This window comes from Dokdonia sp. LLG6352-1, from assembly GCF_045055815.1.
GTDB lineage: Bacteria > Bacteroidota > Bacteroidia > Flavobacteriales > Flavobacteriaceae > Dokdonia > Dokdonia donghaensis.
The window spans coordinates 1394796-1407637 of the sequence record NZ_CP159329.1; the positions used below are offsets into that span (position 1 = coordinate 1394796).

The window sequence follows — 12842 nt, forward strand, 5'->3', positions numbered from 1 at the left end:
GAACAATGATGAAAAAATATATCACACTTGCCATCTTAAGTATCGCGCTAGCCTCTTGCGGTGGAGACAGTAACGAGAAATCTGTAGAAGCCCTTCTAGAGTCTGGATCTGTAGAGGAGTTACAGGCAAAACAAGAAGCACTTAAGGCAGATGTCGCAGCGACAAATGATCAACTAGCACAAATAGAAAAGGTGCTAGAAAAAAAGAATCCTAGAGAGAAAAAAGAGGTTCTTATTACCACAATGACGGTAAAAGACACCTTGTTTAATCACTTTATAGAGGTGCAAGGTAATGTAGAGACTAAGCAAAATGTACTTATCTACCCAGAGTATCAAGGTACCTTATCTCGTGTGGTTGTAAAAGAAGGACAGCGCGTGCAAAAAGGGCAAACACTGGCTCGTATAGATGACGGTGGCCTAAGCAGTCAAGTAGCCCAGATGGAATCTCAACTAGCACTTGCAAAAACTACTTTTGAGCGCCAGCAACGTCTTTGGGATCAAAAAATAGGGTCAGAAATACAATACCTGCAAGCAAAAACACAATATGAGTCATCACAAAATATGGTGAGCCAGATTAGAAGTCAGCTGGGTAAAACAACGGTTACAGCTCCTTTTTCTGGAGTAATAGATGAGGTGATTACAGACCAAGGTACAGTGGTTGCTCCAGGTATGGCATTATTCAGAATCGTAAATCTGGATAATATGTATGTGGCGGCAGAGATTCCAGAAAGCTACCTACCTACAGTAACTGCTGGTAAAAAGGTAAAAGTAGAGTTTCCAGTACTAGGAGAGTCGGTAGAGACTACCGTGCGCCAGACGGGTAATTATATCAAGCCATCAAACAGAAGTTTTGCGATAGAAGTAGACGTTCCTAATAAGGATGGAAAGGTAAAACCTAATCTTACAGCGAGACTTTCTATCAACGATTACACGGCAGAAAGTGCAATTTTAATCCCTCTCAATGTGATTAATGAAAATGCAGCTGGTGAGCAATTTGTGTATACCGCTTTCGCGAAAGCGGACGAAATGGTAGCACAGCAAAAAATCATCACTACAGGTAAATCACAAGGATCTAACATAGAAGTACTATCTGGTCTAGAAGTGGGAGATAAAATCATTGTAGAAGGTGCGAGATCTGTAAAAGATAACCAGCCAGTAAAAATCTTAACATACTAAGCGATGACAGATAAGAAAAAGAAAAATGTAAACAAGGAGTTTGCGATTTCAAGTTGGGCGATAGATAATCCTACGATTATTTACGTTCTTATGGCGCTGTTTCTTGCCTTAGGGATGGGAGCCTACCTAGGAATGGCTCGTGAGAACTTTCCAGAAATTAATGAGACAAAAATTTATATCTCTGCACCTTACCCAGGTAACACTGCCGAAGATATAGAACGTCTCATAGTAGACCCTCTAGAAGATAAACTGCAGAATCTTTCTGACGTGGTAGAAGTATTATCTACCTCACAAGAAGATTATGCAATCATCACAGTAGAGTTTAAAGAAGGTGTAGACGTGCAAGTTGCAAAGCAACGTGTTAAGGATGAGGTAGACTCAGAAACTGCAAATGAGGACTGGCCTACGTTTAACAACGCTAAGGTAGAGCCTAATGTTTTTGACCTAAGTATCTCAGAAGAGACACCTATTCTTAATGTAAACGTATCTGGTAACTACCCTACTATTAAACTCAAGGAGTATGCAGAATACCTGCAAGACGAGATAGAGAGTCTTAAAGAAATCAAGGAGGCAACCATACGTGGTGCTCAAGAACGCGAGGTAGAAGTAGCGGTAGATGTGTATAAAATGATTGCTGCTCAAGTAAGTTTTAACGACATACTTGCTTCTATAGGTAACGAGAATATGACCCTCTCTGCAGGTAACCTTATAAGCAGTGGGCAGCGTCGTAACATACGTGTTATAGGAGAGATTCAAAGCCCAGAAGAGCTTGAAGACTTTGTGATCAAATCAGAAAATGGAGCGATATACCTAAAGGATATCGCCACTGTATCATTTACAGAAGAAGATAAAACTACTTATGCACGTGACCTTACGCTTTATGATGGAGACACCGTAGATGATGAGGAGATAAGCGAGACAGTGGTAATGCTAGATGTAAAGAAACGTTCTGGCGAAAATATGATTGAAGCCGTTGAGCAAATCAACGAGATTATCGAAAACGCCACGGCAGAGGTCTTTCCTCCAGATGTAGTCGTACGTACGGCAAATGACCAGAGTGCCAAAACAGAAAACCAAGTAAACGACCTAGTAAACAATATCATCTTCGGGATTATACTTGTAGTAGGTGTACTTATGTTTTTCTTAGGATTTAAAAATGCACTCTTTGTAGGTTTTGCGATTCCTATGTCTATGTTTATGAGTTTTATGATCCTTAATTTAATGGGTTATACGATGAATACAATGATACTTTTTGCCCTCATTATGGGACTAGGTATGCTTGTAGATAACGGGATTGTGGTGGTAGAAAACGTATACCGCCTTATGGATGAAGAAGGTATGGGACGTATAGAAGCGGCCAAAAAAGGTATCGGAGAGATTGCTTTCCCTATTATCATTTCTACACTTACAACCGTAGCAGCCTTTGTACCGTTAGGATTATGGCCAGGTATTATGGGACAGTTTATGATTTACTTCCCTATCACATTATCTGTGGTACTAGGTTCGTCATTATTTGTGGCAATATTTATAAACTCGATGCTCGTATCACAGTTTATGAATACAGAGGAGAAGGCGCTTTCGCGAAAATTTCTAATACGCACATCACTCATAATGTTGCCTATTGGGTTAATGATATTATTTTTAGGTGGAAGCATACGCGGTCTAGGGAGTCTAGTGCTAGCGACTATTATCTTTATGTGGATCTACAAATACCTACTTAAAGGTGCTGCAGATGTTTTTCAGCAGCGTTTCCTTACGTGGCTTGAGAGGGTCTACAAGAATTTCTTAGGGTGGTCTATTAGAGGCTACAGACCTTTAGCATTTGTTATTGCTATATTTCTGCTATTGTTATTAACGATGGGTGGTTTTGTTGGTTCTATGATGGCAGGACGCACAGCTGTTGAGTTCTTCCCAGATAATAAGCCTAACCAGATTACGGTGTATATCGAGTATCCAGAAGGAACAGCCATCGAGAAAACAAATGCCATTACTAAAGAGATAGAGCAGCGCGTCTTTAAAGTATTTAATGACGAGGCATATCTCGAGGGTGAAGATTACAATGCTCTTGTAGAAACTTCTGTATCACAAGTAGGTGAAGGTGCAGGTAATCCTCAAACAGATGGCGGTAGTGCTGCCGAGATGCCGCATAAAGCAAAAATTACGGCAACGATGCGTGAGTACAAGTACCGTAACGAGGCAGATAGTGAAGAGCTACGCTTTAAAGTGCAAGACGCCGTGAGAGGTGTGTATCCAGGAGTGGTGATTACAGTAGAAAAAGATGCTGCAGGACCACCGCAAGGGTATCCTATTAACATCGAGCTAGAAGGTAAAGATTACCAAGAACTCATCATCGCAGCAGAGCAAATGCGTAACTACATAAACAGCCGTAACGTGCCAGGTGTAGATGAGCTTAAGATTAATGTAAATAGAGGTAAACCAGGTACAGAGGTCATCGTAGATCGCCAGAAGGCTGGAGAGCTAGGTGTGGCAACCGGTCAAGTGGGTATGCAGCTGCGTCGTTCTATCTTTGGGGATAAAGCTGGAGTATATAAGAAAGACGGAGAAGATTATGACATCTACGTGCGCTTTAATGAAGAGCAGCGTTATGATAAATCTGCTTTATTTAATCAGAATATCACGTTTAGAGACCCAGCAACTGGGCAAGTAAAAGAAGTGCCAGTGAGTGCTGTTACTACTACAAAAAATACATCATCTTTTAGCGCAATCAAGCACAGAGATTCAAAACGTGTGGTAACGGTATATTCTAACCTTGCTGCTGGATTTACAGATGCGGGTGTGGTAGTTGCAGCCATTCAAGAAGAGATGAAAAACTTTGATGGTGTGCCTAAGGATATTAAGGTAAACTACACAGGGCAAATTGAAGAACAAGCTAAAGAAATGAACTTCTTAGTAAGTGCCTTCTTTGGAGGTCTTGCGTTAATTTTCTTCTTACTTATTTTCCAGTTTAGCTCTATATCAAAACCTGTGATTATTATGATTGCAATCTTCTTGAGCTTTATAGGAGTTTTTGGAGGTATTATTATAAGTGGAGCGCCTTTCGTTATCATAATGACTATGATGGGTATTATCTCACTTGCTGGTATTGTAGTAAATAATGGGGTGGTACTTCTGGACTACACGCAGTTGCTAGTAGATAGAAAAGAGGTGGCGCTAGGTCTTGAAGACAAGCAATTACTTGATAAAAAGACAATGCAAGAATTGATAATAGAAGGAGGTAGAGCGCGTTTACGCCCAGTATTGCTTACTGCCATCACAACCGTTCTTGGTTTAATACCGCTTGCAATAGGAATTAATATTGACTTTTTTGGATTGTTCCAAGAGTTTGATGCAGGGATTTATGTAGGAGGTGATAACGTGATTTTCTGGGGGCCACTTGCGTGGACAGTAATCTACGGATTAATCATAGCTACCTTCCTTACTCTTATTATTGTACCATTGCTATATTACATAGTATATCGAATTAAATATAAAATACGAGGTGGTAAAGAAACAGCAGAAGAAGAAAAAGAGCTGCCAGAAGCAGCATAATTTGTTAGTTAGTTAAGTGTGGAAAAGCGCATTCGGCAATAAGCTGAGTGCGCTTTTTTTGTGGGTAATTACGCTTTCGCGAAAGCATAAAAAAACACCCTATATCCAGGGTGTTTTAGAATTGCTCAATAACTTAATATTAAAGTTCTGTAAGTGGTATTGGGAATTGAGAGAATACATCATCATTTGCTCTGTCTATAGGGAGCTCATCAAGACGATTATAACGACGTACATCAATCCATCTATGTCCTTCTGCATAGAGTGAGTATCTACGTTGTGTAAGCATCTCATCTGTAAGAGAAGCAGCATCCATAGCTCCGGTATAAGGATCCAGTCCAGCACTTTCACGTATGATATCTAAAGCTGTTACTGCTTCCATAGGATTGATCGTAATGTTTGCCTCTGCGTATAATAAGAGTAGTTCTTCTTTACGTATGATTGGAATAGGGTCTACGTTACTAGTATATCTAAACACGTCATACTCTCCAGTAAGACCATCTAGAGTAAGAGCAGATTCTCTAAGCACAACTTTGTCAAGACGTTGGTCATCTGTCTCAGCATCTGTAATAAATGATGGTTGTGCGATACGCGCACCAGCAGTAGATGAGTTGAGAGCAAAAAACATAGGGTTAAGAATATCTGTCTGGTCTTGAGTGAAGTTGTGATAAACTCCTAAATCTAATTCATTATTATCTAGTGTTAAAAATGAATCTTCAAGAGATGATAGTACACCAGCAAAATCGCCTTGATATGCAGCTACACGTGCCGCAAGCGCATTGCTTACTTGGCTAAAGCTTGCTGGAGTATCAAAATCTCCAAAGCCAGAAGAAAGTACAAATGGAAAGGCATCACCACCAGCACTTAGGTCTAAGGCAGCGGCATCTAGTGTTGATTTTATAAAGCTTAGCGCTTCGCTTTTTGAAACAATAGGCCCCAAGTTAGTCTCATCTGCCACATCTATGCGTATACCTCCTTCATCAGTAAGATTAAGGTTGAGCAGTAGCTCGTGAGCAATCATTGTATTAAGAAACCCTCTTGTAGCGCTAAGCTCTTCGTCTGTAAATATAGCAGAGAGGTCTTGTGCATCGAGAAAACCTAAAATAAGATTTGCATTTTTTACAGTTCTATAGCGGGCTGACCAAGGTGTTGTGATATAAAACGTGTTATTGTCTAGCACAGAGTTCTCACCACCTAGTAAATCACTAGTAAAACGCGGGTCAGAACTTGAGAATCTATAGTATTCTCTTCCTATAACTCCACAGTCGTCATAATAGGTGCCAAGCCCAACTCTTGAGCTGTATAAAATCCCTCCTACGAGATCTTGTAAGTCACCCCTTGTTAGGTTTTCTGCAAAAGCATCAACCTCAGGGTTATTTAAATCTGAATATTCTTGAACTTCACAAGAATAAAACCCGGCGCAAATACTTAGTGCGAGTAGGCTTTTTATAAAATATTTTTTCATCTTTTTATATTAAAAGTTTACAGCTAGGTTAAATAAGAATCGCTTAGAAGATGGGAAAGGTGTAACCTCTACACCGGTAAAGATACCGCCACCACCAAAGTTTGATACTTCTGGATCATAACTGTTATAGTCAAATATGTTAATTAGGTTAGTACCTGAAAAGCCAACTTTTATGTTGTCTATATTACCACCTAAAAAGTTATCTAAAGTAGCAGAAGGAAGCGTGTAGTATAAACCTACTTCACGTAATCTTAAGTAAGATGCATCCTCTACAAATACGTCTGCAGATGATCCTAACTGGCTAACTCTGTATGGTCCATTTGCGAGGGTCCCAGTTGGGTCCAAACCAAAATCGTCATAATCTGCACTTGTACCATTAAGGTCAGATAGAAGTGTGGTTAAGTTGATGTTATCTCCACCTTTCTTCCATTGCCATAAAAATGATAATTGAAAGTCTTTGTATTGAAGACTATTATTTAAAGCCATTTGAAAATCTGGCTCAGAATCTCCAAACTTCTGGAATCCATTTGCTCCAGGATTAGGGCCTATACCTACAATTTGCGTAGCACTTGACCCTTCTTCGATTCTAAAGGTTCCTAATGTTGCTCCAAAAGCACCTACGTTAAAAGGATCTACATCAAGACGTGTGATTTTTGAAGTGTTTTTAAACCAGTTTACACTAGCATCCCAAACGAAGTTTTCTGACTCGATGATAGTACTGTTAAGAGAAAGCTCAATACCTTTATTCTGTAATTCTCCTGCATTAACAAACTCGCTAGTAAAACCTGAAGATGGTGATAGTGCAGAGTTAAGAATTAAATCATCTACAGTTTTGATATAATATGTTGCAGAAAAATCTATCTTATTATTAAAGAAAGTAATATCTGTACCAAATTCAAGTTCTTTTTGACGCTCTGGGCTTAATCCAGCGTCTCCACGTACACCTACAAGACTTATACCTAGTAATCCATCTGTAGAGAATGAAGTATATGAGGTAAATAGTGCGCCAAAAGGAGCAAAGTTACCAGCCTCTCCATAAGCCGTTCTAAGCTTAAGTTTGTTTATAAAGCCATCTTCTTTCCAAAAATCAAACTTGTTGATATTTGCAGCAAGGGAAGCCTTTGGATAATAGTTTAACTTATTTGCATCTCCATTATTTGAAGATTTATCGCCTCTAAGACCTATAGCTCCTATAAGTTTGTCTTGGTAGTTAATCTCTTCTTGTACAAAAAATCCAGCATCTTCTTGAAGTAGTCTAAACTGGTTAGTACCCGTATTAGCCGCTTGATCAACATTAGTTTCAGATGCTACAAGGCCACTTGCTGTGATAAGTTGTGTGTTTCTGTCAAAATACTCACGAGTTATACCAGCTTGAGTTCTAAATGACAATTCATTATCTGTTCTGTAGTTGTGTACTAAGAAAGCTGCAAGGTTGTAGTTTCTATTTTGTGTATCTCCTTGTACGGCCACACCATTTTGTCCTCCATTTGCTGGTTTTTGAAACTGTAAGTCTTTTGGGAAGATAGCTCTTGACTTCTGTCCATAGGTGTCAAGTCCACCACGCATTATTAATTCTAAGCTAGATTTTTCAGCCTTAAAAATATCAAGGTTTGCAGAGGCTCCTATGATAAATCTATCTACTGTTTCTCTATTTGTAACTCTATCGCGTGTCTGTAACGGGTTAGAAGCACCAGCTGGGTTGTCTGGATATACACCATTTTCATCTGGAAATAATTCTAACCAAGGTGTTGTTCCTGTTAATGTAACTCCAATAGTTGTCCCTGAGTTATCATTGTTAAAGAAACCACGATCAGACTTTGAGTTGATATAGTTTGTGTTAAGAGATACTTTTAAAAAGTCTGTTGCTCTGTGATCTAAATTTAATCTAAGAGAGGTTTTTTCATATCCAGTATTTTTTACGATACCATTTTCATTGCTATGTGTTACTCCAGCATAAAATCTAGTTTTGGTATCACCACCACTCATACTAAAGTTGGTTTTACTTATAAGACCTTTCTCGCCAAAAATTTCTTCTTCATAATCTACTAGGCGTCCCTCATCTCTAGCTGCTATAAAAAGCGGTACAGCGTCTGCGCCAAAACTATCTTCCACACGTTGCTCATTGTAGTTACGTAAACCTAAGAGTTTAGTTACCTGAGTCCATCCAAAGGATTGACCAAATTTAAACTGTGTTTCTCCTGCTTTACCTTTCTTAGTTGTTATGATTACAACACCAGCGGCAGCACGAGATCCATATATTGCGGCAGCAGAGGCTCCTTTTAATATCTCGATGTTTTGTATGTCATCTGGATTAATATCTGCTATTCTGTTTGTTGGGTTGTCTTGGTTTGAAGCACTACCTCCAGCCGATGCTGCCGATACTGCATTAAGACCTGCAGAGATAGAAGAGTTGTCTACATATACACCATCTATAATATATAGTGGCTGTGTGTTACCTTGTATAGAAGTTGCTCCACGTAATTTTATAGAAAGTCCTCCACCAGGTGCTCCAGAGTTTTGACTCACTAGCGCTCCGGCAAATTTTCCATAAAGTGCACCGTCTAGTGTAGGTGGTGGTGTTGTGCCTGTAATTTGTTCGGCAGAGATTGATGCAACCGCATTTGCTGCGTTAGATCTTTTTACAGAAGACGCAAGTCCAGAAATAACAACTTCATCTAGTGATTCAGAAGATTCTTCAAGAGTTACATTAAGTGTTTGTGAGCTAGTAACTGCGATTTCTTGAGTTGCGTAGCCTAAATATGTAAATTCTAAGGTTCCAGAGTCGCCAGATAATGTTATAGAATAATTTCCGTCAAAATCTGATGTGGTTCCGTTTGATGTTCCTTTTTCAATAACGTTAACAAAAGGAATTGGGTTATTTCCCGCGTCACTTATAACTCCAGTAACGACAGATTGTCCCATCATTGCACAAGGAATTAAAAATAACAAGAAATAAACCATTTTGATGAATGGATGTTTTTGTTTCATATAATTTGTATTTTAAATTTACATCCAAATTATAAATAATATTTAATATAAATTACATATAAGTGTGTATTTGTTAATAGAAAGCTTAATTATATATGTTTTTTAAGGATAATTCATATTTTTATTGTAAATAGTGATTTTTCTCACAGTGTTTGTTGTAGGTTTTCGTATTTAATAGTTTGAAAATATTAAAAATAAAAACACAATAGAATATTTCTATTATTTTTGGGCGATTTTAAATTGGTTTAAATCGATTTTATATACAGTGGTTTGTGTTTGTATGCTGATTATAGCAAAAAGCTCTTAAAACGCTTTATTTACGCTTTCGCGAAAGCGGACTAAAAAAATGTGTAAAACTGGGGATAACATTCTTTAGGTCATTAATGTCAACACAAAAGAATGGCGTATTTTTATTTTCCTTAAAAATTACAGTTTGGCAAAGAAGAAAGTGACCCCATTAATGCAACAATACAATGGTATCAAGGCAAAATATCCTGATGCTTTGTTACTCTTTAGAGTTGGCGATTTTTATGAAACATTTGGTGAAGATGCAGTAAAAGCTGCTGCCATTCTCAATATCACGTTAACCAATCGTAATAATGGTGGAGAGCGCACTGAGCTTGCGGGCTTCCCGCATCACTCACTTAATACATACCTGCCTAAACTCGTAAAAGCGGGTTGTCGTGTCGCTATTTGTGATCAACTTGAGGACCCAAAACAAACAAAGAAAATCGTAAAGAGAGGCGTTACAGAGCTTGTCACCCCTGGTGTCGCGATGAATGATGATATACTCTCTGCAAAGACAAATAACTTTCTGGGAGCAGTATATTTTGAAAAAGACAAGGTGGGTGTTTCTTTTTTGGACGTGTCTACAGGAGAGTATCTTACGGCTCAAGGTGATGTTGCTTATGTAGATAAGTTGCTCCAGAATTTTACTCCTAGTGAATTACTTGTTTCTAAGGCTCAAAAAAAGAAATTCATAGAATCGTATGGGCCAGATTATCACACTTTTTATCAAGAAGATTGGGTTTTTCACATAGATTATGCGAGAGAATCATTGCATAAGCACTTTGATGTGAAATCTCTTAAAGGTTTTGGTGTCGAGCATCTTTCGGCAGGTATTATAGCTGCTGGAGCCGCTTTACATTATCTAGGAGAGACGCAACACCATAAGCTACAGCATATCACAAGCATAAGTCGTATTGCTGCAGATGATTATGTGTGGATGGATCGCTTTACCATACGTAATCTAGAGCTATATAACTCTGCTTCTGGCGTAAAGGCTATCACCCTAATAGATATAATAGATAAAACCACTTCTGCGATGGGTGGACGTCTTCTCAAAAGGTGGCTTGCATTACCGCTTAAAAGGCTAGACGAGATAAAGCGACGTCACGAGGTGGTCTCATTTTTATCAGACAATGGTGATATTTTTGATAAAATGCAGTCTCATATCAAACAGATAGGAGACCTCGAGCGTTTAATAAGTAAGGTTGCCACAGGCAAGATTAGTCCTCGCGAGGTGATACAACTCAAAAACTCACTTGAAGCCGTTGTCCCTATTAAAGCGCTAGCTTCTGCTACAGATAATGAATCGCTTAAAATTATAGGTGAGCAGTTGCAAAACTGTGAAGTATTACGCTCTAAAATAAAAGAAACCTTAAGAGAAGAAGCTCCTGTCTCTATAGTAAAGGGCGGTGCAATTGCACCTGGTTTTCATAAAGAACTAGATGATTTAAGAGCATTATCACAAGGAGGTAAAGACTACTTAGAAAAGATGCTGGAGCGCGAGACAGAGCGCACAGGTATTACTTCTTTAAAAATAGCCTCAAATAACGTTTTTGGGTATTATATAGAAGTAAGAAACACGCATAAAGATAAGGTGCCTGAGGAGTGGATTAGAAAACAAACTCTTGTTAATGCTGAGCGTTACATTACAGATGAGCTTAAGGAATATGAGGGTAAAATACTTGGGGCAGAAGAGCGTATACAGGCCATAGAGCAGCAACTGTTTGCAGAGCTGGTGAGTTGGGTAGGTGGTTTTATCCCGCAAGTACAGGTTAATGCAACACAAATTGCACAACTTGATTGCTTGCTTGGGTTTACACAACTGGCAAGAGAAAATAATTATGTGAGACCCTCCCTAGATGAGTCACAAGTAATAGATATAAAGGAAGGGCGTCACCCTGTTATAGAAAAGCAATTACCACTAGGTGAGGCATATGTTACAAATGATGTATATCTAGATAGTGCAGATCAACAAATGATTATGATTACTGGACCTAATATGTCTGGTAAGAGTGCTATTTTAAGGCAAACAGCGTTAATAGTGTTGCTTGCTCAAATGGGAAGTTTTGTGCCAGCGCAAGCGGCTCACATAGGCTTAGTAGATAAGATTTTTACCAGAGTAGGAGCTAGTGATAATATATCTATGGGTGAAAGTACCTTTATGGTAGAGATGAATGAGACAGCTAGTATACTTAATAACTTGAGCGACCGCAGCCTTGTGTTGCTAGATGAGATAGGTAGGGGGACAAGTACCTATGACGGTATATCTATAGCCTGGGCAATAAGTGAGTACCTGCACGAGCACCCTGGTAGGCCAAAAACGCTTTTTGCCACACACTATCACGAGCTCAACGAGATGTGTGAAACCTTTGAGCGTATTAAGAACTTTAACGTCTCTGTAAAAGAGCTTAAAGACAATGTCTTATTCTTACGTAAACTCGTGCCAGGAGGAAGTGCGCATAGTTTTGGTATACACGTAGCAAAAATGGCGGGAATGCCACAGCAAGTACTGCGTCGCGCTACTAAGATGATGGGTAAACTAGAAAAGTCTCACGGTAGTGAAGAGCTTACGGGTACCTTAAAAGATGCTGCAGAGGAAGAAATGCAGCTTAGCTTCTTTAATCTAGATGATCCATTACTAGAAGAAATAAAAGAAGAGATATTGCATATAGATATTGACACGCTTACACCGGTTGAAGCGCTTATGAAACTCAACGAGATAAAAAGAATGCTTGTTAAGAAAAAGAATAAATCAACATCTTAATGTATTAACATTAAATTGATTAAAATAAAAAAGGCTTCCTAAATGGAAGCCTTTTGTACTCGAGACGGGACTTGAACCCGTACGTCCTAATGGACATTGGATTTTAAGTCCAACGTGTCTACCAATTCCACCACTCGAGCATATTCTCACGGATGTGAAAAGAAAATTGGTATATTTTCTATACGCTTTCGCGAAAGCGTAATTATTTAAAATTTTGAGCGAAAGACGAGATTTGAACTCGCGACCCCCACCTTGGCAAGGTGATGCTCTACCCCTGAGCTACTTTCGCATTTCATTCTGTAAAGAACATCACTATTTCTCATAGCGGATGCAAATTTAAGTCTTTTCTAGTTTTTACAAAGGGTTTTCTACATTTTTTTGACAAAATAAAATTAAGGACTGCTAGCCCTAGAGGGAATGATGTTTCTCACTCTGAGATTTTTTAAAAATTTCCAAACCGAACCTTAAGGCAGTTCGTATGTATTTATAATTTGTGATTTTAGGCCTATTGTTAATTACTTATTATTGAGGCATTTATAAAAAAACAACTAAAGCCATTCGTCGATACTAAACTGTATTTCATCGATATAAATAAGATCGTCAATCGTTAAAAAGT

Annotated in this window: 5 protein-coding genes and 2 tRNA genes; 3 read left to right on the top strand and 4 right to left on the bottom strand. The window is 38.7% G+C overall.

Going from position 1 to position 12842, the window contains the following annotated elements; all coding sequences use genetic code 11:
- The first annotated feature begins 8 nt into the window (after window positions 1–8).
- Both ABVM49_RS06325 and ABVM49_RS06330 read left to right on the top strand, forming a co-directional pair.
- The gene (locus ABVM49_RS06325; protein ID WP_405203661.1) at window positions 9–1175 is read left to right on the top strand and encodes an efflux RND transporter periplasmic adaptor subunit; all 1167 of its coding nucleotides are present in this window, start codon (window positions 9–11) and stop codon (window positions 1173–1175) included.
- 3 nt (window positions 1176–1178) lie between these two features.
- Window positions 1179–4724 (top strand): efflux RND transporter permease subunit, encoded by a 3546-nt coding sequence (locus ABVM49_RS06330; RefSeq protein ID WP_405203510.1) that lies wholly within the window; start codon window positions 1179–1181, stop codon window positions 4722–4724.
- A gap of 139 nt (window positions 4725–4863) precedes the next feature.
- On the opposite strand, the gene ABVM49_RS06335 is transcribed toward ABVM49_RS06330, so the two are convergent.
- A complete protein-coding gene (locus tag ABVM49_RS06335; protein WP_375252022.1) occupies window positions 4864–6186 on the bottom strand; it encodes a RagB/SusD family nutrient uptake outer membrane protein in 1323 nt (440 codons plus the stop codon).
- A 9-nt stretch (window positions 6187–6195) separates the two neighbouring features.
- Complete coding sequence (locus tag ABVM49_RS06340; RefSeq protein ID WP_405203511.1) at window positions 6196–9174, bottom strand: SusC/RagA family TonB-linked outer membrane protein; 2979 nt, start codon at window positions 9172–9174, stop codon at window positions 6196–6198.
- Between the two features lie 460 nt (window positions 9175–9634).
- Between ABVM49_RS06340 and mutS the strand changes: the two genes are divergently transcribed.
- Window positions 9635–12226 carry a DNA mismatch repair protein MutS gene (gene mutS, locus ABVM49_RS06345; protein WP_405203662.1) on the top strand — a complete coding sequence of 864 codons (2592 nt, stop codon included), beginning with the start codon at window positions 9635–9637 and terminating at the stop codon, window positions 12224–12226.
- A gap of 56 nt (window positions 12227–12282) precedes the next feature.
- Here mutS and ABVM49_RS06350 read toward each other — a convergent pair.
- Both ABVM49_RS06350 and ABVM49_RS06355 read right to left on the bottom strand, forming a co-directional pair.
- Window positions 12283–12366: transfer RNA gene (locus tag ABVM49_RS06350), tRNA-Leu, on the bottom strand.
- Window positions 12367–12443: 77 nt separating this feature from the next.
- Window positions 12444–12515 (bottom strand) — tRNA-Gly (locus tag ABVM49_RS06355).
- Window positions 12516–12842 lie beyond the last annotated feature (327 nt).